The organism is Actinopolymorpha pittospori (assembly GCF_014873875.1).
In the GTDB taxonomy this organism is placed as follows: domain Bacteria; phylum Actinomycetota; class Actinomycetes; order Propionibacteriales; family Actinopolymorphaceae; genus Actinopolymorpha; species Actinopolymorpha pittospori.
In genome coordinates this window covers 4,339,673-4,361,213 of sequence record NZ_JADBEM010000001.1, presented here as the reverse complement: position 1 = coordinate 4,361,213, position 21,541 = coordinate 4,339,673, and the positions used below count along the sequence as shown (strand labels likewise).

Here is a 21,541-nt window from a genome sequence, read left to right as displayed (position 1 = left end):
CACTCTCCACACTCGTCCGCACCTCGTCCGTTGCCGCACATTGTCCGGGCCTGACCGAGTGTGGCCTGATCGAGCCGGGCTCGTCCCTCGACAAGATGGTTAAGCTTGTTAACTGTGAAAGAGCAGCAACCATCCGTCGAGCGCGCTGTGCGAGCGATCGTCCGTTTGTCCCGTCTCTTCGAGCGCGCCGACGCGGGGTTGAGCCTCGCGCAGTTCCGCATCCTCGAACTCGTCTCCCGTGGCACCGAGCGGTCGACCCAGATCGCGACCCGCCTCGCGACGAGCAAACCCGCGGTCACCGTCCTCGTCGACGGGATGGTCGCCGCCGGGCTCCTCACCCGCAGCAGCCAGCCCGGTGACCGTCGGGTCGTCCGGCTGGCCCTCACGCCGAAGGGCGAGGAGGCACTCGCCCACACCGAACGGGCGTACGGCGAGCGGCTGCGACCGCTCCTCGAGGAGATCTCCGACCCGGCAGCGCTGCTCCTTCAACTCGCGGAGGTGGACGACGCCCTGGACGCACGCTGGGCCCGCCGCTCCTCCGGCCAGGCCGGCCCCGCCGGTCAGGTCGACCCGTCTCCGACTACCGCCGAGGTGCCCGCACGCAGATGACAACCACCAGTCCCGAAGCCCCCGCACGAACCGACGACGTTCCCGCGGACGACGTCCCCTCTGCCAATCAGTGGATTCGCCGCCTCGCCCGCTATGGCTGGCAGTCCCGCATCCTGGTCTTCGCCGCCTTCGGCGGTGGGATCGTCGGCATGGCGGCGAGCGCCTTCGTCCCGCTCGTCCAACGCGAGATCGTCGATGACGTGATCATCGCGCAGGACCAGCCGATGCTGCCGTGGATCATGGTGATGCTCGGGCTCGGGTTGGTGACCTTCGGCTCAGGGTTCGTACGTCGCTATCTCGGCGGCAAGCTGGCGTTGGACGTCCAGCACAGGATCCGCGGCGACCTGTTCCGATCGCTGTCCCGGCTGGACGGGGCCCGCCAGGACGAACTCCACACCGGGCAGGTCGTCAGCCGGTCCATCAGCGACATCATGATGGTCCAGGGCCTGCTTCAGATGCTCCCCATGATGATGGGCAACATCCTGTTGTTCATCATCTCGCTCATCATCATGGCCTGGCTCTCGCCGCTGCTCACCCTGATCGCGCTCGCCGTGGCCCCCGCCCTGCTCCTGATCGGCTACCACAGCCGGAGCCGACTGTTCCCCGCGACGTGGGACGCCCAGCAGCAGGCGGCCGAGAACGCCGGCATCGTCGACGCGGCGGTCACCGGCGTGCGGGTCGTGAAGGGATTCGGCCAGGAGCAACGCGAACTCGGCCGGCTCGAACGCCAGGCACGGCGCCTGTTCGGCTCCCGCATGCGGGCGGTCCGGCTCACCAGCCGCTACAGCCCGACCCTGCAGTCCGTTCCGCTGCTCGGACAGGTCGGCATCCTCGCCCTCGGCGGCTGGCTCGCGGTCAACGGGCACATCACGCTCGGTACCTTCCTCGCGTTCTCGAGTTATCTCAGCCAGCTGATCGCACCGACCCGGATGCTCTCCAACTTCCTGGTCATGAGCCAGCAGGCGAGGGCCAGCGTCATCCGGGTGTTCGAGGTCATCGACTCCCGGCCGACGATCACCGAGAAGCCCGACGCGGTGGAGCCAGCACGCGGTGTCGGCGCGGTCGAACTCCGCGACGTCGACTTCGGCTACCTCCGCTCCGACCCCGTGCTCCGCGGCCTGTCCGTGCGGGTCGAGCCCGGTGAGACCGTGGCCCTGGTCGGTACGGCGGGCTCGGGCAAGTCGACGATCTCCCAACTGCTTCCCCGCTTCTACGAGGTACAACGCGGCTCGGTCATCGTCGACGGCCACGACGTACGCGACTTCACCCTCGCGTCCCTGCGCTCCCGGATCGGTCTGGTCTTCGAGGACAGCTTCCTGTTCTCGGACTCGGTGCGCTCCAACATCGCCTACGGCCGGCCCGACGCGACCGACGAACAGGTCCGCGCCGCCGCTCGCGCCGCCGAGGCGACGGACTTCATCGAGGCACTTCCCGACGGGTACGACACGGTGGTGGGCGAGCGCGGTCTCACCCTCTCCGGCGGACAGCGCCAGCGGGTCGCACTGGCCCGGGCGCTGCTCAGCGACCCGAGCCTGCTGGTCCTCGACGACGCGACGTCCGCGGTCGACCCCCAGACCGAGGCGGAGATCCACGCCACGCTCCGCCACGTCATGGCCGGACGTACGACGATCATCATCGCCCACCGGCAGTCCACGCTGCAGTTGGCCGACCGGATCGCCGTCCTGGACGCGGGCCGGGTCATCGACATGGGCACCGACGAGGAGCTCACCAGCCGGTGCCCGCTGTACCGGTTGCTGCTGTCCGGCCCCGGCGAGGACGCGGAAGGGATCGAGGCCGGCGACCTCGAGAGCTTCCTCGCCCGCGAGGAGACCGACGAGCGGATCGACGGTGTCACACCCTCGATGTGGGTACGCAGTGAGTCCGACCAGCCCAGCCAGTTGATGCGGGTGCAGACACCGACCGGTCTCGGCGGTGGCTTCGGTGGCGGTGGCGGAGGCGGCTTCGGTGGTGGCGGTGGAGGCGGAGGCGGCGGCTGGCTGTCCGGCATGCCACCCACCCCCGACCTGCTGGCCAAGGTGGCGAAACTGCCGCCCGCCGTCGACGTGCCCAACGTCGACATGACCGAGGCCCAGAAGCCCGACCCGGGCTTCACCCTCCCGCGGACGCTGCGACCCTTCACCAACGTCCTGTTGCTGGCGCTCGTCCTTGTCGCGCTCGACGCGGCGGCCTCGCTGGCGCTGCCCCTGCTGATCCGGCACGGGGTCGACTCCGGTGTCCAGCAGCACGCGTTCTCCGTGATCCTCGTGGCGGCGGGCGTCGCGCTGCTGGTCGTGCTCGGCGACTGGATCGTCAAGATCGCCCAGACCCGCACCACCGGCCGTACCGGCGAACGTGTCCTCTACGCCCTACGGGTCAAGCTCTTCTCCCACCTGCAGCGCCTCGGGCTCGACTACTACGAGCGCGAGATGGGTGGCCGGATCATGACCCGGATGACCACCGACATCGACGCCCTGTCGACGTTCCTGCAGACGTCCCTGCTGACCGCGGTCGTGTCGATCCTGCAGTTCGTCGGGGTGTTCGTCGCGCTGGTCTGGATCAACTGGGAACTCGCCCTCGCGGTGCTGGCGCTGATGCCGGTCCTGCTGGTGGCCACGCTGATCTTCCGGGCGAAGTCCGCGACCGCCTACCAGGAGGCCCGCGAACGCATCAGCGTCGTCAACTCGAGCTTGCAGGAGAACGTCGCGGGCATGCGGGTCGCGCAGGCGTTCGGCCGGGAGGAGCACAACGCGGATCGGTTCGAGGAGAAGAGCGACTCCTACCGCGTCAGCCGACTCCGGGCCCAGCGCTACATCGGGCTGTACTTCCCGTTCGTCCAGTTCCTCAACCTGGCGGCGGCTTCGATGGTGCTCGGCATCGGCGCCGGACTCATCCACAACGGGTCGTTGACCGCCGGCGCGCTCATCGCCTACCTGCTCTACCTCGACCTGTTCTTCTCACCCGTCCAGCAGCTCTCCCAGGTGTTCGACGGATACCAGCAGGCCATTGTCGGCATCCGACGGATCCGCGACCTGCTGCGCACTCCGACCTCGACGCCGCAGGCGGAGAACCCCAAGGCGGTCGGGAAGCTCTCCGGCGAGATCGTGTTCGACGACGTTCACTTCCACTACCAGAACGCCGCCGGCGACGCGCTCCAGGGAATCGACCTGCGGGTGCGTCCCGGACAGACGGTCGCGCTGGTGGGCGAGACGGGTGCCGGCAAGACGACCCTGGTCAAGCTGGTCGCCCGCTTCTACGACCCGACCGGCGGGAGTGTCCGCGTCGACGGGCAGGACCTGCGCGACCTCGACCTCGCCTCCTACCGCCACCGGCTCGGGTACGTTCCCCAGGAGTCGTTCCTCTTCCCCGGTACGGTTCGGGACGCCATCGCCTACGGCCGCCCCGAGGCGACCGACGCGGAGGTCGAGGCGGCAGCACGGGCGGTGGGCGCCCACGCGGCCATCACCCGGATGCGGGACGGCTACCTCCACATCGTCGGGGAACGCGGACGAAACCTGTCCGCCGGACAGCGCCAGCTGCTGGCCCTCGCCCGGGCCTACCTGGTCGACCCCGACATCCTGCTGCTGGACGAGGCGACGGCCGCCCTCGACCCCGGCACCGAGGCACTGGTCATCAAGGCGACCGAGACCCTCACCCGGCAGCGGACGACGCTCCTCATCGCCCACCGCCTGACCACGGCCGAACGCGCGGACCGCATCGTCGTGGTCGACCACGGCGGGGTGATCGAAGACGGCACGCACAGCGAACTCCTCGCGGCCGGCGGGAAGTACGCCCAGCTGTGGCGGTCCTACATCGGGGCCGACCACCACCCGGTCCGCGACGAAAGCGAACGCGTCATGTCGATCGTCGACCCCGCCTGACCATCGGGACGCACCAACCGCACCGACCGCACCACCGCCTGAGCCGGGCATGGACGAGTTCCAGTCCCGGCTCAGGCCGCGTCCGGGCAAGGGTTCGGTTTCGGCTCAGGCCGCCGGGATGTGCCATTCGATGCTGGTCGTGCCGCCGTCCGCCCGGCGTACGTCGAGCCAGCCACCCTGGCTCCTGGCCCGCCGCTCCAGGTCGGAGAGCTTGGCGGCCGGGATCTCCTCGCCCACTCCCCTTCCGGCATCGGTGACGGTCAACACCAACTCCGTCTCGGCGACCCGTACGGTCACCTCGACGGACGTGGAGGTCTCCGTCGTCGCGACCGTGAGCGTGTCATGGACCGCCGCGGCGAGCTCCGTGTGCGCGCTGGCCACATTCTCCCGGTCGAGCTGGCCGGTGAGGACCAGTCGCGGTTGGATTCCACACGCCAAGCAGACGGAGTCGAGTTCGTCCAGGACGCGCTGCCAGACCGGCAGCCCGCCCTGCTGGCTCGGTGGTCTCGTCTGGAAGATGGTGTCCCGCATCACCTGAATGGACGTCTCCACCGACCCGATCGCCGCGTCGACACGGCGCCGGACCTCCGCCTGCCGGCTGAGCCCGGCCGCGCTGTGCAGATCCAGCTCCGCCGCTGAGAGGGACTCGATCACGCTGTCGCCGAGCTCGGACGCGATCCGGTCACGTTCCTTCAGGACCAGCAGCTTCGCGCGCTCGTCCTCGGCCCGTAGATGCTGCAGGGCGAGCGCGGCCTGGTGGGCGAACGCGCACACCATCCCCCGCTGCGACAGGGCGTTCCGGGCGTTCGGCGAGTCCCGCCGCCATCCCACCTGCAGAACACCGAGCACGACGGTGTTCGCCACCAGCGGCACCAACATCCCCGGACCCATGACCGACAACGCCTCCCGCCACTCCTCCGGTGGGTTGTAGCCCGGAACGGACGTCAGGTCCTCGCTGAGGAGCTCGCGGCCCGAGTCGAGGACACGACCGACCAGGCTGTTCGACGACATCTGGGTGACCGGCGCCTTGTCCAGACCCAGTCCGTCGACCGCGATCACCAGCAACTGGTCGGACGCGTCCTTGGCGCAGAAGACCGCGGAGACATCGGCTCCACACACCTGGCGGATCCCACTTCTGACCACCTCGTGCAGTGCCTGACCCGGGTCGTCGTGCTTCAACAACAGCCTGGTCACCTTCGCGGTCGTCTCGAGCAGTTGGTGGTGTCGGTGTTCCCTTTCCACGATCTGAGCGTGCTCGACGGCCATCCCGGCCGCGTCGGCGAGCACCGTGACCGCCTTCTCCTGCGCCGATGAGAAAGCTGCCGCACCGCTGCCCCCTCCCAGGAAGAGAACGCCGCGTGCCTGGGCGCGTGGACTACTCGGAACGCGCGTACCGACCAGGTTGAGGCCCCCGCGCCGACCGGGAGGAACACCAGACTCCTCGCGCAGGTCGTGAAGGTGGCCGGCCGACGCGCTGTCCAGCACCGCCCCCAGTGCGGCGTCGCGGAGCGCCGCGGCCGGCGGGAACCCGCCGTCCGCTCCGGAACTCGCCACCTGCGTGAGGTTCCGACGCTCGTCGACGAGCACGATCGCGGCACACGCGCTCCCGGTGAGGTCTGCGGCTGACCGGGCGATTTGTGTCAGAGCGTCCCGCAACCGCGGGTCGGCGTCCTCAGCCATCGACACGTCCCCCATCCCGCTTGCGCCTGGACGTCACGTTTGCGGTGCTACGCGGTGGCCGTTCCAACCGGGCTCCCTGCCAGAGCCTGGTCTCTCTCCTTCGCTACTCCATCAGGTCCCCGTGAGCAACCCGGTGCCGCCGATCCCGGTGCGGAGTTCAACGCTCCGCTGGACCGGACAGGTTGGCCCACGGGTCGTAGTCGACCTCGAGCGGCTCCTGCGGTGGACGTTCGGCCTCGGGTACGTGCTGGAGATTGACCCGGATCCGGTACCACACCGAGCTTCGGCCGCGCATGCCGTCGACCAGGATGTCGGGCGCCCGCAGATGACCCACAACCGACGGATGGCGGGCCTTCCAGCGTTCCAGACCCTCCATCGCCTCGCCCTTGGTCTTGGCCCGTGCGATCTCCAGGAGCGGCATCGTCTGCTGACGGCGGCCGGTCCCCTTGGGTGGCTTCTCGGCCGGCCCCAGTCTCCGGGCCAGGTCGAGCAGGGGTTCGAGCGACCCGTTCGCGTTCTCGATGCCCGCACCCGGATCGCCGATCTCGGCGTACCGCTCCAGCACGGTGTCCATCGTGAAGACCTCCGGCCGGCAGTCCGGGACCTCCGCCCACGAAAGTGGAGTGGACACCCGGGCGTCGGGAGTCGGCCGTACGGAGTAGGCCGAGGCGACCGTGCGGTCCTTGGCGTTCTGGTTGAAGTCGACGAAGACGCCCTGCCGTTCCTCCTTCCACCACTTGCTGGTCGCGAGGTCGGGGGCGCGGTTCTCCACCTCCCGCGCGACGGTCTCCGCGGCGAGCCGGACGTCTCGGAACGACCAGTGCGGGTCGATGCGGGCGTTGATGTGGAACCCCCGCGACCCAGAGGTCTTGGGCCAGCCGGTGAGGCCGTGGTCCTCGAGTACCTCCTTGGCGACGAGGGCGACGTCGAGGATCTGCTTCCAGTCCACGCCCGGCACCGGGTCGAGATCGATGCGGAGCTCGTCGGGATGGTCGAGATCCTCGGCCAGCACCGGATGGGGGTTGAGGTCGATGCAGCCGAGGTTCACGATCCAGGCGAGGCCGGCGGCGTCGCGTACGACCGCCTCCTGCGCCGAGGTGCCGGAGGCGTAGCGGAGTTCGGCGACCTCGATCCAGTCCGGCCGCTTGCCGGGCGCGCGCTTCTGGAAGAAGGCTTCCTGGTCGATCCCCTTCACGAACCGCTTGAGGATCATCGGCCGCCCCGCGATCCCGCGCAGGGCACCGTCCGCGACGGCGAGGTAGTAACGCACCAGGTCCAGCTTGGTGTGGCCGCGATCCGGAAAGACCAGCTTGTCCGGATTGGTGATGGTCACCTCGCGTCCGGCGACCTCCAGGATGCGCGACTTCGACATGCGCTCACGATAGGTCGCGACGGTGGAGGAGGGGGAGCCGAACACTCATCGATCCCGAGGTTCGGCGCGGCGCCGTCATTGGCCGGCCCGTAGCACCTGCCCCGGTCGGGCATCGGTCTGCCGGTCCGCGTCCACCACGATCTCGCCGTTCACGAGTACCCGATGGATGCCCCTGGGTGGCTGGCCGGGATCGAGGAAGGTCGCGCGGTCGGCGACGCTGGACGGATCGAAGATCACCAGGTCGGCCGCCTGGCCGGCCGCGATGGTGCCCCGGTCGGACAGGCGCAGCCGATCGGCCACCGCGCCGGTCATCCGATGGATGGCGGTCGCGAGGTCGAGGTCGGCCAACTCCCGTACGTGCCGTCCGAGCACCCGGGCGTGTGCTCCGAACGCGCGCGGGTGCGGTCGGCGGCCCTGCTGGTCGAAGGGAACCGCCGCGCCGTCCGAACCGATCAGGGCGTGGTCGTAGCGGAGGAAGGTGCGCATGTCCTCCTCCGTCCGGTAGCGGAGGACGACCTGCACGCGGTTGCCGCCCTCGCGGCACAGGTCGAGGACGAGCGCGGCCGGGCTCCTGCCCACCTGGGCGGCCGCCTCCTCGAGGGTCTGTCCGTCGACGGTTCCGAACAGGTCGTCGGTGCGGGCGAGGAGGATGCGATCCCACAGCCACGGGATCCGCGGGTCGCCCCAGCCGGAGGCGAGATCCTCCTCCGCGCGGCGGAAGACGGTCGGATCGGCGAGGCGGTTCCGCATCGCCTCGACCCCGCCCTCCTGCACCCAGGGTGGCAGATACTGCGTGAGCGCCGACGCCGACGCGTCGTACGGGTAGACGTCGTAGGCGATGTCAACCCCGTCCTGACGGGCGGCGGCGAAACGGGCGACCATCTCCTCCGCCCTCCCCCACCGATCAGGGACGTTGATCGCGACGTGGGAGTACTGCACGGCGACGCCCGTCTCCCGGCCGAGTGCGCTCGACTCGTCAACGGCGTCGAACAGGCCCGCGAGGTCACCACGGGAGTGGGTGGCGTAGAGCCGGTCGCGAGCGGCCAGCGTCTGGCAGAGCGCGACGAGTTCGGCCGTCTCGGCGTACCGGGACGGGACATAGGTGAGCCCGGTGGAGAGCCCGAACGCACCCTGCTCCAGCAGCGCGTCGAGTCGCGACCGCATTCCGCGGAGTTCCTGCTCCGTCGGCGCCCGGTTGGCGAGCCCCATCTCCGCGATCCGGAGCGCTCCGTGGCCGACGAGTGGTGCGACGTTCACCGCCAGCCCTGTCTCCGCCGCCACTCGCGCGTAGCCGTCGACGTCGGTCCAGGACGGATCCAGCGGGTCGTCGCCGATGCCGGCGAGGAGGTCGACGTGGTCGCGGAGACGTTCCGGCGCGATCGGGAACGCCGAGAAGCCGCAGTTGCCGATCACCTCTGTCGTGACGCCCTGCCGTACCTTGCTCTGCGCCCGACCGTCGAACAGCACGCTGAGGTCGGAGTGGGTGTGGATGTCGATGAAGCCGGGAGCGACCGCGAGGTTGATCGCGTCGATGACCCAGGAGTTCGGCCCCAGCTCCCGGATGGGCCGTGGCTCGGTCGGGGCGGGCGACTCGGGCGGCCCGGAGGGCCCGGAGTCGAGCCGTGCGGTCAGGGCGGATCTGGTGACGCTCAGGATGCGGCCACCCTCCACCACGATGTCCAGGTGTTTGGGCGGGGCGCCGGTGCCGTCGTACACCAGACCGCCGCGGATCAGGATGCTCGAGGTCCCCTCCCCCGTGGCTCGCGGCCCACTCTCCACCGGCTGACCTCCACCATCGTCTGTCATGCCAAGCGATCATGGCACGGCCGACCGATCAGGCGGCCCGCTCGTCTCGTTGGCCGGTTTCGCTGGCCCGGTCCGGTCATCCCTCCCGGTCATCCCTCCCGGTCGGCCGGGATCAGTCGCCGGATCGGTCGCCGGATCGGTCGCGGGATCAGTCGCGGAAGAGCAGTGGGGCCAGTGCCTGCAGACTCCGGCGCCAGGTCTGCCACTCGTGCGCCGTGCCGGGCGAACGGTAGGCCTGGTGACGGATGCCCTGCTTGGTGAGAACGGACTCCATGCTGGCCAGCGCCTCGTCGAACCGGCGTTCGCCCGTGCCCGCACCGAGCCACAGCAGCCGGACCCGCTCGTTGAACGCGTCGGCGTCGGCGAGGACACCGCCGTAGTCACGGTCCGGGTCGATCGGGTCGAACACGGCGGCGCTCAGTCCGGCGATGGCGGCGAAGGTGTCCAGGCCTTTGAGTCCGACGTCCAGCGCCTGGCGTCCGCCCATCGACAGGCCGGCGATCGCCCGGGACTCCCGGTCGGCGACGGTCCGGTAGGCGGTGTCGATCACGGGCACGACGTCACGCAGGATGAGGTCGCGGAAGGAGTCCGCCAACCGGGCCGTCTGTTCGGGCGAGTACGGCGGAGTCGTCGGCACCTCGCCGGGCTCGAGGGCGTAGCCGTTGTTCATCACGACGATCATCGGCTTCGCCGCACCGGCATCGATCAGGTTGTCGAGAATGAAGTTGGCTCGGCCCTGGGTCGTCCAACCGCGTTCGTCCTCACCGGCGCCGTGCTGGAGATAGAGCACCGGAAAGCGCGTCGTGTGGTCGTCGTCGTAGGCCGGCGGTGTGTAGACGAGGCAGCGTCGCCAGCTTCCGGTCGTCTCCGATCGGTACCAGCGGGTCCGGACCTCGCCGTGGCGGACGTCGCGGATCTGGTAGAAGTCGACGCTCGGATCGGGCACCTCGAGTCCGCTGGTGGACCTGCCGTGCCCGAAGTAGGTTTCGCTGGACGGGTCGTTGACCGCCACCCCGTCGACGAGCAGCCAGTAGTAGTAGAAGCCCGGCAGCACGGGCGGTGTCGTGACGGTCCACGTCCCGTCCTCGCCCCGCGCGAGGTCCATCGTCGAGGAGCCGAGTCCACTCTCGTGCCCGCCCGGCTGCAGCCGGACCGAGGTCGCGGTGGGTACGGACACCTGGAACGTCACCCTCAAATCGGCGTGGATCCGGGGGTAGGCCGCGCCACGTACATTGGACGGAGCGGGCTTCGAATCGTCCGTACCTGCGGTCATCTGAAACCTCCTCGGCGTGGGTGCGGTTGCGAGCCTACGGTTCCGAACGCCGTTCCGCGCGCGCTGAACCCACGTCCACGTGACCAATCCGGACCAGCGCGATGCCTTCTACGCCCCGCGGTGCGCGGAACTCGATTGCGCCCGTGTGGTGCTGGGCGAAAGGATGTCGGAGGAACGGTTCCCGACCAGAAGCTGAGGGGGTCACCGATGCGAGTTGCGCTGCCGTCGAGGGGTCGACTACGTGACGAATGCCTGGCCCTGTTGGCTCATGCGGGTTACCCGAGCAGTGTCTTCCGCCGGTCTGGTGCGTGGGCGACCGTGCAGGGCGTCGAGTTCATCGAGATGCGGCCGCGCGATGCCGCCGCCGCGCTGTCGGTCGGGCAGTTGGACGCCGGGTTCCTTTCGACCGACATCGTCGCCGAACACGAGTTGGACGGCTTGGCCTCCACACCGTTGGGATTCGCCCGCAGCACCCTGGTCGTGGCGAGCAGAGATGACGACGGCCGGAAAACCGTCGCCGACCTGGACGACGCGGTGGTCGCCACCCACCTACCGAGGATCGCGGAGAAGTACTTCGCCGAACACCACGTCCGCGTGCGGGTGCTGGAGATGGGCGGTGCGCTGGAAGGCGTCTGTGCCGCGGGGATCGCGGACGCGATCGTCGACCTTCGCGAGACGGGCTCGAGCCTTGCCTCCAACCGACTTCGGGTGCTCGACGTCATTCGTCCCTGCGAGGCGCAGTTCGTACGACGTGACAGCGGCGGACTCGACAGCCTCGTACTCCGCGTCGAGGCCGTCGTCGCGGCCCGCCGGCAGCGCTATGTCATGGCGCATCTGCCGACCGATAACGTCGATGAGCTGACCGAGATGCGTTTCGGCCTGGCCGCACCGACCGTCCTCCCCCTTGCCGGACGCGACGACATGGTCGCCATTCATTTCGTCGTGGGGGCGGATGAGCTCTGGGTCCGTCTGGAGGAGCTGCGCCGCCTGGGCGCGACGAGCATCGTGGCACTCGCACCGGAGGCAGTGTTGGCCTGAGCTACGTCTCCTCAGGCAGCTCGGAGCTCCGTCCGTCAACGCAGGCTTGCGTCCGCTGCGCGGCAGGTTGCCGTGGGCGCGCGCCTCCGCGCGCGGAGGCGGAGGGGTCGGGCGCTTGCGATGTTCAGCGGCGGAGGGGGTGTTGGGTGGGGTCGGTCCATGGGGGTGGGATGTATTCGGGGTGGCCGTGATCGCTCATGCGTACGGTCCAGTTGTCGTGGTGGATCAGGTGGTGGTGGGTGGGGCAGAGCAGGACCCCGTTTCCTACATTCGTCGGCCCGCCCTCTACCCAGTGGACGATGTGATGGGCGTGGCACCATTTTTCTGGTGCTTGGCAGTCGGGGAAGTTGCAGTGGTGCCCGTCCCGCTCCCCGATCGCATGACGCTGGTTGCTGGTGAACAGCCTCGTTCCGGTGCCGAGGTCGAGGATGGCTCCGTCGCTGCCCAGGACGGCGGGGAGGATTTCGGCGTCGCAGACCAGCATCCGCAGCCATCGTGCGGAGACCGGGATCCCGTCGGGGACTTTCCCGAACGCTCCGACCTTCGGACCGCTGCCATCCGCGCCGCCGTTCTCCGCGTCGCCGCACCCGGTGACGCACGCCTCGCAGCCGCCGTCGGGGTTGAGGGTTGCGGTGGCTTGGAGGGTGGTGTGGATGACGCCGTGCCCGTACAGGTCGCGTAGGTATTGGAAGGGGATCGTGGCGGTGATCCGCGGCCTGGTCCCACCCCGGGTGGGAGCGTTCCCGGCGGCCTGAGCGAGGCCGACCAGGCGCCTAGCGATCCGTTCACTTACCTTCAAGCCATCTGCCAGCAGAGGATGGGTCGCGTCGACGTGCTCGAAGCGAGAGGAGTGACCATGGCGACACACGAGTTGGTGCCGAGCGGGAACCGACTGCTCAAGCGGTACACCTCCTGGGAACGCGACGAACATCGCCGCGAATGGGCGGTACTCGTTCTCGTCCACGCACACACGGCCGACCTGGTGCCGGAGCCCTTGGGCGCCTGTCTCGATGCCGTCCCGCCCACGCTGACGATGGCCGTCGTACCGGGCGAGCCGATGTCCGGCGCGCTCACCGACGCACAGCTGACCGGTCTGGAGAAGTCCCTATGCAAACTCTGGTCCGTCCCGGTGCGGACGCTGCCGCCGCGTCGGTTCGCACCAGCGGAGGCCCTCGCCGTCGCGCGTACGCGGTTCGCCACCGTGGGACGGTTCGACGGCGTGGTCGGCGCTGCCGTGGAAACCGTACGGGCCTATCTCGCGCGGCTCACTCCGCTGGCCGATCACGCAGACCCGATTCTCGGCCACAGCGACCCGAACCTGAGCAACTACCTGTGGGACGGTTCCCGGGTCCGGATCGTCGACTTCGAGGACGCCGGACGCTCCGATCCGGCGTATGAGATGGCGACCTTGATGGAACACCTCGGTGCGCGGGGCACCGACTGGACGGAGTTCGCCGCACGGTTCGGCGTCGATCAGGAGCGCCTCCTCGAAGGCAGGCGGCTGGCGGCGGCCCTGTGGCTCCACATGCTGCTGCCGGGCGGCCCCTCCGTGCACCGCAACCCGCCAGGCACGCTCGAACTCCAGGCCGAGCGTCTCCTCGACCTCCTGACGTGACCGACTCATGGTCCTCTTCCGGGCGAGCGTCGTATGATCCGGAGCGGTCCCGTCCTCGGGGGAAGTGAGGGGAAGCACCGATGAAGTTCCACGCCGTACTCGAGTCACACGGCAAGTCCGCCACCGGCATAGTGGTTCCGGCCGACGTCGTCGAGGCCCTCGGGTCGGGCAAGCGGCCACGGGTGCGGGTGACCATCAACGGGCACACCTACCGCAGCACGGTCGCGGTGATGAGCGGTGCGTTCATGATCGGGGTCAGTGCGGAGAACCGTGCCGGCGCCGGGATCGCCGCAGGCGACGAGATCGAAGTCGAACTCGCGCTGGACTCCGAACCCCGTGAGGTCACGGTCCCCCCGGACTTCGCCGTCGCCCTCGAGGGCGACGCACAGGCCAAGGAGTTCTTCGGCGGCCTGTCGTACAGCCAGCAGCGATGGTTCGTCGAGGGAATCGAATCGGCCAAGAAGCCCGAAACCCGGCAACGCCGCGTCGAGGCCGCCGTCGAACGGCTGCGGTCGGGGCGGGGCCAGCGCTGAGCTCACAGGCCGGGTAGCACCCGCTCGAAGAACTCACGGTCCTTCTCGAACGTGGGCTCCAACTGGAGGAAATCCTCCGGTCTGATCCAGCGTGCCTCACTCACCTCGCGAGGCTCGAGCGTCATCTCACCCGGTTCGACGTCGGCGAGCCACCAGTGCAGGAGATAGAGGCCGTCGTCGGTGTCGCACTCCCAGACCTTCGCGACCGGCCGCGCGAGTAGCCCCACTTCTTCGCGGACCTCTCGCACCAGTGTCATCTCCTGGCTCTCGCCGGGCTCGATGGTGCCGCTCAACGGCGCCCAATAGCCACACCGCCGCGTCTGCGGTCCGCGGCGGATGACCAGGATGCGGTCGTCCCGCCGCAGGATCGCGATGATGGCTTCCGGCCGGTCGAGTTCCCGCACGCCGACGAGCGTATCCAACGCCGTCGCCACCGCCGGGGGGCGGAATTCAGTTGCGGAAGCATGACAGCTCTCTAGCCTTACCCGCATGACGACATAGGCATCCGTAGCGGCGAGCGCCCCGTGGCGGTCACGGGTCGGATCGTCGGCCTACCCACACCCGGCGAGGCTCACCCGCCCTCGGGTGCGCGCGGATGCCTTCCACGAGCTGAGCCCACCCGCCGGAGTCCCGGCGACGCCTCGTCACACACTCCCTGGGCACCCGTGTGCCCGGTGCCCGGCCGTGGCCCTTGATCACTCGCGCGGCATCAGTGTCGGTCACTCACCTCCACGGGGCGTCGTCGGTGGTTCCCGCCTACCCAGGAGTCGCCGTCTGGTTCACGCGAACGCACCGTCACCCACCTGCATGCCGTCCGAACTCGTCCTCGACACCGATCGACTCGACCAGCATCTGCTGCGCGACACCGCCGTCGTACGCAAGCTTCTGGAGACGGCCGACGTGACCGCCCACGACGTGGTCGCCGACCTCGGCGCCGGCACCGGCGTCATCACCCAGGCACTGGCCAGCCAGCCGGCTGCCCGCGCTCCGACCAGGATCCATGCCGTGGAGATCGACCCGAAGTTCAGGCCGTACCTGGCCGCGCTCGCCCATCGGTTCGCCCGCGTGGACGTGCTCTGGGGCGACATTCTCGACATCCGCCTCGACGACGTGACGAAGGTCGTCGCGAACCCGCCGTTCCGGCTGACCGAGCACCTACCGCGATGGCTTCGCCGACTCGACCGGCTCACGTCGGCGACCCTCGTCATGGGACGGTCGTTCGGTCGGGCCGCGGTCGCCCGCCCCGGCGCAGCTCACTACAACCGCGTCAGCCTGAACGTCCAGTCGAGGTACGTCGTGACGATGGTCGCGACCATCGCTCCGAACGGATTCCATCCGCCGACCCGAACACCCGCCTGCCTGCTCCACCTCGTACCGAGACGACCTCGACCCGGCCTGGAGACCGCGGTCGACGACGCGTTCTCCAGACGGGGCGGAATCCGGGTCAAGGACCTGCTGCGTCAGCTCCGGAACGACAGTGCCGCACTCGGTTCGCTCCCCCGGCGGCACGAGGTCGTCGCCGCCGTCCGTGCCTCGCCGACGACGCGTCGGATCCACCAACGTCGCCTGCAGGAACTCCGCTCCGCCGACCTGTCGCTGTTCATGGCCGAACTCCTCCACGCCGACGCCGCCAACCAGCCGGACGCCACCAACCAATCCGCCACCAACCAGGCCGATGCCGGTTAGATCCCGAGTTCGTTCGCCCGTGCGCGGAGCCGGCCGAGCCCGTTCGCGACGTCACGGAGGACGTCCAACGCGTGCGGTGCGGCTCGGCCGTGATCGACCGCCCACTGGACCCCCGACAACGCGCCCATCCGGGCGAATTCACCCAACAGGTCGAGGTCCTCGGCACCGAGGGGGCCACCGGCGTCGAGGTAGGCGTCCCAGAACGCGCGCGGAGACAACCCGTCCGCGGCGAAGGCGACCTGGGCCACCTCCCACGCGAGCAGGTCCATCCGACACTCGTCCCAGTCGAGCACCGCCACGAGACGGCCGTCGTCGAAGAGGAGGTTGCGCGGGTTGAAGTCACCATGGACGAGACCGCGTACGAGCGGCCGGCGCGACGTGGCGAGGTCGTCGAGCCAGGCGTCCAACTCGGCGACCTCACGGTCGAGGATCGCGAGCAGGTCGGCCAGGTCCGTCGTCCCGGCGAGGGCATGGACAAGCACCGGTCTCACCGCGGTCCAGATCCACCGTGGCCGCTCGTGCACCGACCGGAATCCGGGTCGCTGCGGACGATCGGGACGCCGGACTCCGATCCGGTGCAGGCGGGCGAGGGCTTTCGCCGCCAGTGGACCGCGAACGCACGGAGCCGTCGCAGCGCCGGAGACGCCGTGGACGTGGGGGAACAGCGAGACGAGTCTGCCGCGCTGGTACTGGACTGTCGCGCCGTCGCCTCCGACATGAGGAACGACGACCAGCTCGAACTCCTCCCGCACGTCGCGAATGACCGCGTGTTCGTAGGCCACCTGACCGCGGGAGCGCTCCGGCCTGCTGACCCGCAACACCCACGTCTCCTCACCGGCACCGATCCGCCAGGACTGGTTGAGCAGCCCTTCGGGGAGCAACGAAGCCGAGGTCGCGGCGATGTCGAAGCACTCACGAACGACCCGGATCACGTCGCCGGGTACCAGCCACAGGGACTGCCAGAAGGCACCGTCCCACGCCCGTGTCCGGCCGGCGGACAGGTCACCGACCTCGCACGCTCGCTCGCGGCTCGCGGTGCACGTTGAAGGGGATCGACGATGGTGCGCGGCATCCGATTCGAGGGCCACGGCGATCCAGCCTGCCAAAGGCTCGCTCGCGGCCGCGAGCGAATAACGGAGACCGTTGACCATTATTGAACATGGCCCTGACGCCTCCCTGGCACCGATAACAGGTCGAACGGTGAGCATGCCGCTGGCTACGGTGACCAGATGAACGACGTGCAGGGCGGCGATCGGGGCACCAGGCCCGTGCCGACGTCGGAACTCATCGACGTACTCCGCGTCGGCTACGGGCTGGGAGTCCGCAAGGTCGCAGACCTTGGCGGGGTGAACCTGAACGTCCTGGTCGACGCCGAGGACGGCCGTTACGTCGCGCGGGCCTACCTGCGCTACGTCACGCCTGACCGTCTCACCGCGATCCAGGACGTACGGCGTAGCCTCACCGCGGCCGGCGTTCCCTGTCCGCGGCACCTACCCACCCGCGACGGCGCCGGTTGGACGATCCTCGGTGAGTCCCTGGTCGAGGTCGAGCGGTTCGTCGACCACGACGGATACATGAAGACGAGCGAGCGGCTACGACAGGGGCTCCCGCTGCTGGGCCGACTGCATTCGGTGACCCGAACCCTGGAGGTGTCCGCGGCCGGTCGCGCCTCCCGGTACGCCAACCACATCCAGCCCGAGGACGCGCTCGCGGCCACGACGCGGGCAACCACCCGGATCCGGGGCTGGGCTCCGACGCCGGCCGAGCGAGGCGTCGCCGACCTCGCGGACGAACTCGCGGCACTGGTGTCGGCGGGCGAACGCGACCTCTGGCCGAAGCTGCCTCGGCAACTCGTCCACGGCGACTTCTGGGACAACAACGTCTTCTTCCGTGGTGACCAGGTTGTCATGGTCGCCGACTTCGACTTCATGGGCGAACGCGCCCGCGTCGACGATCTGGCGCTCACTCTCTACTTCGCGGACCTCGCGCCACCGCTCCTGGACATCGACGCCCGCGCCGGCAACCTTCGCGCGCTCGTCGACGCCTACGAGACCGGCCTCGACGCACCGCTCACCGCGGCCGAACGCGCCGCACTGCCCTGGGCTCTCGCGCGCCAGCCACTGTGGGAGATCGGTGGCTGGATCGGCACTCTCGCCGAGGAGGAGAAGGCCCGCGAGTACGTCGCCGAGATGCCGACCGCGCTGGGCCGGGCACTGCAGATCGCCCGCCGGCCAGACCTCTGGTCAGCGGTGTTCGAGTGACCCGAGTGACCCGGACACAGGCGACGCCGCCGGCTCCGGGACAGCGGAGCCGGCGGCGTCGTGGTGTCACGGCTTGGTGATGTAGAACTGGAACGGGTTCGTCGGCGCCGGTGAGGTGTAGACCCAGGCGCCCTGGGTGGTGAACTTCCCCCAGTTGGCAACCCGGTTGGTGATCACGCCGTATCCGTCCGGGAGCATGCTGATGCCGATGGCGTGGAACCGCTCCTTGGCGATCTTCAGGACCTCCTTCATCAGGCGTACCTGCTGGTCCTGGTCGGCAGTGGCGTTCACCTGGTCGTACAGGTCCATCTGCTGACGCACGTCCGGCGGCGGCGCCTCACCGGACTTGCCGCGGCTGATGTACCACTGGGCCCACCGCACCCCGAAGAACGAGTACGGGCTGAGCAACGGGAGATAGTTGTAGGGGTTCAGGAGCACAACCCCGTCGAGCCCGCCCTCACCGGCCCACACGGACATGTCGTGCTTGTTGGCCTCGCCACGTTCGACGACGAGTTCGGGGCTGCCGGTGTTCATCCTGGCGTCGACGCCGACCTTCTGCCAGAAGCCCACCACCAGGTTCATCACGTCCGCCCAGGTGGGGACGATGTTGGCGACGTCGACGGTGAAGGAGATCGGTTTGCCGTCGGGTCCGAGGCGGATCCCCTTGGAGTCCTTGTCCGGGAACGCCTGGTCGAGGGCGGCGTTGGCCTTCGCCACGTCGTAGTCGACGTACTGCTTGGCCATCTCCTCGTCGTAGTAGACCGACTCCTTGCGCGGCGCCACCTGCCAGGGCTCACCCTGGCGCTGGAAGACGGCCTTGACGATCTCGGCCCGGTTGATCGCGTGCGAAAGGCCGATGCGGAAGTTCTTGTTGGAGAAGATCTCGCGCTTGACCGGATTCTCGTGGTTGAGGTTCGGGTAGATGCACGCGACGTTCATCGCCTCGGGAACGACGTCGTACAACCGGTAGTCCCCGCGTTCGCGGTACTGCGAGACGACCGGCTTGTCCTTGAGTTCGGGCTCGCCCCACTCCACCTCACCGTTGAGGAGCTTCAGCAGGCCGGCCTCCTCCCCGGGGATCACCTCGTAGACGAGGTTGTCGATGTAGGGGAGTTGGCTTCCCTCGGGGTCGACCTTCCAGTAGTAGGGGTTGCGCGAGACGACGATCCGCGACTTCGTGTCCGACGCCGCGGTGAGCAGCCACGCGTTCAGCGTGGGCTTCTTGACGTTGCGGCCAAAGCTCCACGACCCGCTCACGTCCTGGAACACCGCGAGCCAGTCCTTGAAGTCGAGGGCCTTGGCTGCCGCCGCGTGGTCGGGGTTGTACTTCGGGTGGAACTGCTCGAGGTAGTGGCGCGGATAGTCGGTCAGGTAGGCGCCGCGCCGGGTGGCGAGGTAGTTGACGAACAGCCCGTTCGGTTTGGCGAACGTGACCTTCACCGTCTGCTCGTCGACCTGTTCGGCACCCATCTCACCGAATGGCGGGGCCGTAGTCAGCTCCTTGTTCATCAGGACGTCCTCGACCGCGAAGACGACGTCCGAGGCCGTGAACGGCTTGCCGTCCGACCACTTCATCCCCTTGCGGAGGGTGAAGACGTACTCGGTGCTGTCCTCGTTGACCTCGTACTTGGTCGCGACGTTCGGAATGATCTTCTTGAACGTCGGATCCCAGCGCACCATGTTCTCGTAGCCCGCGACGGCGTAGATCGTCGCCGCGTTGGAGTATGCCTCCCCCTCGATCAGGAGATGCCAGTCACCGCCGTAGGTGCCGATCTTCTCGTTGGGCTGGACGACCAGGGGTTCGGCCGGTAGCCGTTGCGCGAGCGGAGGAAGCTTTCCCTGCTTGACCATGGCGGCGAGCTGCGGCGCCTCCTTGGTCTTCTTCGCGCCGTTCCCGCCCGAAGTTCCCGCACCCGCGCCCGCGCCGGTCGGCTCCGTCGACAACAGGTCGCAGGCACTTGTCGTCACCGCCGCGGTCAGGGCAACGCCACTGATCCGCAGCACATCCCGCCTCGTCACATGACCGTTCATTGTCGGCCCTCTCACATGGTTACCAGCGGTCGATGCCGAGGAGACGCCGGCCCAGTGGGGTCAGCTCGGCCGGCTTGCCACGCGCCTGCTCGATCCCGCGCGGGTCACCGGGGAACGCGGTCCGGTAGGCCAGCGGTCGGTTCTCCTGCCAGGCGGCTACGCGCTGCTCGCGCAACTCCTCATCGGACTCCCGCGCCGGACCCATCGAGATGTACTGGGCGAGGCGTGGGCGGTCCGTCAGGTTGTCTCCGTTGCCGTGCGCGAGCAGGGTCGTCCAGATAACCATGTCGCCCGCGTTCATCGGAATGGGGGAAACGGAATACTCGGTCAGGTTCGCCTGTCGCGACCGGCCGTACTTCTCGATGTAGGCAGGTAGGTTCTTGTAGATGTCGGGGGCGCACTGGAAGCCCCCCATGTCCGCGGTCGTGTCAGCCAGCGCCAGCACGCCCTGAACGCCGAACGGGACGTCCGGATACTTCTCCAGGTCGGCATCCCAGTGGGTGAAACCCTTGTGGTGGTAGTCGGGGTGCTCAGGCACCGACGGAGGCTTGAGGTTCGTCCGGTCGAGGCTCACCCACAGCTGTTCCGTGCCGAAGATCTCGGCGAAGACGCGGTGGGCTCCTTCGTACTGCCGGTTGTTCCACATCGACTGGTAGTGGTACATCTCCACCATGCCGGTTCCGGCGATCCGACCCGGCGCGTACCACGTCTCGGGCCGGTCCGGATCGGCACCGGTGTGTTTCCAGATGTCGTCCACCACGGCGTCGATGTTTTCCTTCGGCACCACCCCGGGGACCACGACATATCCTTGTTCATCGATCTGGCGACGCAGTTCCGACATGCGGGGTCTCCTTGGCTGGGTGCAGCATGCGCGGATATGCGTCCTGGGTAACAGGCCGCCCGGAGACCGTCAATCGTCTGACCGCCCGTGGTCAGACCCAGAAGCGACAGCGTGAACTCGGCGCCGCATCCGCCCACTCGCAAGGCGTTTCCACCCACCGAGGCGATGCGGCCGGCGTTCGGGGACGAACGCGCGAACGAACGCGCGAACGCCCCCGGCGCCTCAGACCGACTGGAACTGACGGACCGTGTTGTAGGAGCCCGCGTGGTAGACGAGGGGGTGTGGTCGCGGGTCGCGGCGTTGGTGACCCGGACGACCACCAGGTGGTGGTCGCCGACCGGGAAACGGTGCTCGATCTGGCCACGGAGCTGACCGACCGCGTCGTCGAGGACGGGTTCGCCGGTGGCCAGCCGGGACCACCTGGTCGGCGCCGCGAACCGGTCGATCCCGCTGGTCGCGAACCTCTTGGCCACGGAGTGTTGCTCCGCGTCCAGGAAGTTGATCACGATGCTGTCCGTGGCGGCGATCGTCGGCCAACTCGACGCCGCGGTCGACAGCGCGAACGACACCAGCGGCGGGTTCAGCGAGACCGAGGCGAGCGAGGTGGCGGTGAAGCCCGCCGGACCGGATCCGGCCTCGGCGGTGACGACGACGACACCCGCGGCGTAGTGGCGGAAGACGCGACGGAACAGTTCCGGCGTGATTCCGGTGGGGACATCTACACAACTGGTCATTCTTTGCGCCACCTCCTGGGTGTACGCCAGACCTGGTACCGGGAAGGCTCGGCTTCTCCGGTCGGGCCGTGGCGGGCAAGGCGCGGTCATGGTGCGCGGAGTCGGCGGTGTCCCCGCGCGGACGAAGACGACCTGGCAGGTCCGCTGGCGCGGATTCCGTCAGGCGCCGTGAGCCGATGGCCGC

At 68.9% G+C, this 21,541-nt stretch carries 16 protein-coding genes and 1 pseudogene; 7 read left to right on the top strand and 10 right to left on the bottom strand.

From position 1 onward, the window contains the following. Window positions 1-114 precede the first annotated feature (114 nt). Together HEB94_RS20565 and HEB94_RS20560 are read left to right on the top strand one after the other, a co-directional pair. Window positions 115-609, top strand: coding sequence for a MarR family transcriptional regulator (locus HEB94_RS20565; RefSeq protein ID WP_192751409.1), 495 nt, complete (start codon window positions 115-117; stop codon window positions 607-609). Further along, window positions 606-4,487 carry an ABC transporter ATP-binding protein gene (locus tag HEB94_RS20560; RefSeq protein ID WP_192751408.1) on the top strand — a complete coding sequence of 1,294 codons (3,882 nt, stop codon included), beginning with the start codon at window positions 606-608 and terminating at the stop codon, window positions 4,485-4,487. Before HEB94_RS20565 ends, HEB94_RS20560 begins: the two co-directional genes overlap by 4 nt. A 105-nt stretch (window positions 4,488-4,592) precedes the next feature. Here the strand turns inward: HEB94_RS20560 and HEB94_RS20555 are convergent, their stop codons facing one another. The 4 genes from HEB94_RS20555 to HEB94_RS20540 form a co-directional block, all read right to left on the bottom strand. Beyond that, on the bottom strand, window positions 4,593-6,167 hold the full coding sequence (locus HEB94_RS20555; RefSeq protein WP_192751407.1) for a sensor histidine kinase: 1,575 nt from the start codon (window positions 6,165-6,167) through the stop codon (window positions 4,593-4,595). 157 nt (window positions 6,168-6,324) lie between these two features. After that, the gene (gene ligD, locus HEB94_RS20550) at window positions 6,325-7,539 is read right to left on the bottom strand and encodes a non-homologous end-joining DNA ligase (RefSeq protein ID WP_192751406.1); all 1,215 of its coding nucleotides are present in this window, start codon (window positions 7,537-7,539) and stop codon (window positions 6,325-6,327) included. Window positions 7,540-7,614: 75 nt separating this feature from the next. Next, entirely contained in the window at window positions 7,615-9,345 is a 1,731-nt protein-coding gene (locus tag HEB94_RS20545; RefSeq protein ID WP_192751405.1) for an N-acyl-D-amino-acid deacylase family protein, read from the bottom strand. Window positions 9,346-9,493: 148 nt separating this feature from the next. Beyond that, window positions 9,494-10,618 carry an alpha/beta hydrolase gene (locus tag HEB94_RS20540; protein ID WP_192751404.1) on the bottom strand — a complete coding sequence of 375 codons (1,125 nt, stop codon included), beginning with the start codon at window positions 10,616-10,618 and terminating at the stop codon, window positions 9,494-9,496. A 207-nt stretch (window positions 10,619-10,825) separates the two neighbouring features. On the opposite strand from HEB94_RS20540, the gene hisG reads away from it, so the two are divergent. Next, window positions 10,826-11,656, top strand: a complete 831-nt coding sequence (gene hisG / locus HEB94_RS20535) for an ATP phosphoribosyltransferase (protein ID WP_192751403.1) — start codon at window positions 10,826-10,828, stop codon at window positions 11,654-11,656. Between the two features lie 124 nt (window positions 11,657-11,780). On the opposite strand, the gene HEB94_RS20530 is transcribed toward hisG, so the two are convergent. Continuing rightward, complete coding sequence (locus HEB94_RS20530; RefSeq protein WP_192751402.1) at window positions 11,781-12,455, bottom strand: HNH endonuclease signature motif containing protein; 675 nt, start codon at window positions 12,453-12,455, stop codon at window positions 11,781-11,783. Between the two features lie 57 nt (window positions 12,456-12,512). Here HEB94_RS20530 and HEB94_RS20525 point away from each other — a divergent pair, with 57 nt between their 5' ends. Then, window positions 12,513-13,271, top strand: a complete 759-nt coding sequence (locus HEB94_RS20525; RefSeq protein WP_192751401.1) for an aminoglycoside phosphotransferase family protein — start codon at window positions 12,513-12,515, stop codon at window positions 13,269-13,271. A gap of 80 nt (window positions 13,272-13,351) precedes the next feature. Next, window positions 13,352-13,804, top strand: coding sequence for a YdeI/OmpD-associated family protein (locus HEB94_RS20520; RefSeq protein WP_192751400.1), 453 nt, complete (start codon window positions 13,352-13,354; stop codon window positions 13,802-13,804). 2 nt (window positions 13,805-13,806) lie between these two features. Here HEB94_RS20520 and HEB94_RS20515 read toward each other — a convergent pair whose 3' ends face one another. Further along, window positions 13,807-14,208 carry an NUDIX domain-containing protein gene (locus HEB94_RS20515; RefSeq protein WP_202896459.1) on the bottom strand — a complete coding sequence of 134 codons (402 nt, stop codon included), beginning with the start codon at window positions 14,206-14,208 and terminating at the stop codon, window positions 13,807-13,809. A 403-nt stretch (window positions 14,209-14,611) separates the two neighbouring features. Here HEB94_RS20515 and HEB94_RS20510 point away from each other — a divergent pair, with 403 nt between their 5' ends. Further along, entirely contained in the window at window positions 14,612-15,490 is an 879-nt protein-coding gene (locus HEB94_RS20510; protein WP_192751398.1) for a ribosomal RNA small subunit methyltransferase A, read from the top strand. On the opposite strand, the gene HEB94_RS20505 is transcribed toward HEB94_RS20510, so the two are convergent. Then, window positions 15,487-16,578, bottom strand: coding sequence for a phosphotransferase (locus HEB94_RS20505; RefSeq protein WP_192751397.1), 1,092 nt, complete (start codon window positions 16,576-16,578; stop codon window positions 15,487-15,489). The two genes, HEB94_RS20510 and HEB94_RS20505, sit on opposite strands and share 4 nt — an antisense overlap. Before the next feature lie 141 nt (window positions 16,579-16,719). Here HEB94_RS20505 and HEB94_RS20500 point away from each other — a divergent pair, with 141 nt between their 5' ends. Continuing rightward, window positions 16,720-17,751 (top strand): phosphotransferase enzyme family protein, encoded by a 1,032-nt coding sequence (locus tag HEB94_RS20500; protein ID WP_192751396.1) that lies wholly within the window; start codon window positions 16,720-16,722, stop codon window positions 17,749-17,751. A gap of 66 nt (window positions 17,752-17,817) precedes the next feature. Here the strand turns inward: HEB94_RS20500 and HEB94_RS20495 are convergent, their stop codons facing one another. From HEB94_RS20495 to HEB94_RS20485, 3 genes and pseudogenes are all read right to left on the bottom strand, one after another. After that, window positions 17,818-19,770, bottom strand: a complete 1,953-nt coding sequence (locus HEB94_RS20495) for an ABC transporter substrate-binding protein (protein ID WP_192751395.1) — start codon at window positions 19,768-19,770, stop codon at window positions 17,818-17,820. 31 nt (window positions 19,771-19,801) lie between these two features. Further along, window positions 19,802-20,623 carry a phytanoyl-CoA dioxygenase family protein gene (locus HEB94_RS20490; RefSeq protein ID WP_192751394.1) on the bottom strand — a complete coding sequence of 274 codons (822 nt, stop codon included), beginning with the start codon at window positions 20,621-20,623 and terminating at the stop codon, window positions 19,802-19,804. A gap of 338 nt (window positions 20,624-20,961) precedes the next feature. After that, window positions 20,962-21,357 (bottom strand): annotated as a pseudogene (locus tag HEB94_RS20485) (flavin reductase family protein); the annotation flags it as partial. Between the last annotated feature and the right edge of the window lie 184 nt (window positions 21,358-21,541).

Coding starts and splice junctions, on each gene's coding strand:
- HEB94_RS20560 (WP_192751408.1), top strand. CDS start 606: ATGACAACCACCAGTCCCGAAGCCCCCGCACGAACCGACGACGTTCCC.
- HEB94_RS20555 (WP_192751407.1), bottom strand. CDS start 6,167: ATGGCTGAGGACGCCGACCCGCGGTTGCGGGACGCTCTGACACAAATC.
- ligD (WP_192751406.1), bottom strand. CDS start 7,539: ATGTCGAAGTCGCGCATCCTGGAGGTCGCCGGACGCGAGGTGACCATC.
- HEB94_RS20545 (WP_192751405.1), bottom strand. CDS start 9,345: ATGACAGACGATGGTGGAGGTCAGCCGGTGGAGAGTGGGCCGCGAGCC.
- HEB94_RS20540 (WP_192751404.1), bottom strand. CDS start 10,618: ATGACCGCAGGTACGGACGATTCGAAGCCCGCTCCGTCCAATGTACGT.
- hisG (WP_192751403.1), top strand. CDS start 10,826: ATGCGAGTTGCGCTGCCGTCGAGGGGTCGACTACGTGACGAATGCCTG.
- HEB94_RS20525 (WP_192751401.1), top strand. CDS start 12,513: ATGGCGACACACGAGTTGGTGCCGAGCGGGAACCGACTGCTCAAGCGG.
- HEB94_RS20520 (WP_192751400.1), top strand. CDS start 13,352: ATGAAGTTCCACGCCGTACTCGAGTCACACGGCAAGTCCGCCACCGGC.
- HEB94_RS20510 (WP_192751398.1), top strand. CDS start 14,612: ATGCCGTCCGAACTCGTCCTCGACACCGATCGACTCGACCAGCATCTG.
- HEB94_RS20500 (WP_192751396.1), top strand. CDS start 16,720: ATGAACGACGTGCAGGGCGGCGATCGGGGCACCAGGCCCGTGCCGACG.
- HEB94_RS20490 (WP_192751394.1), bottom strand. CDS start 20,623: ATGTCGGAACTGCGTCGCCAGATCGATGAACAAGGATATGTCGTGGTC.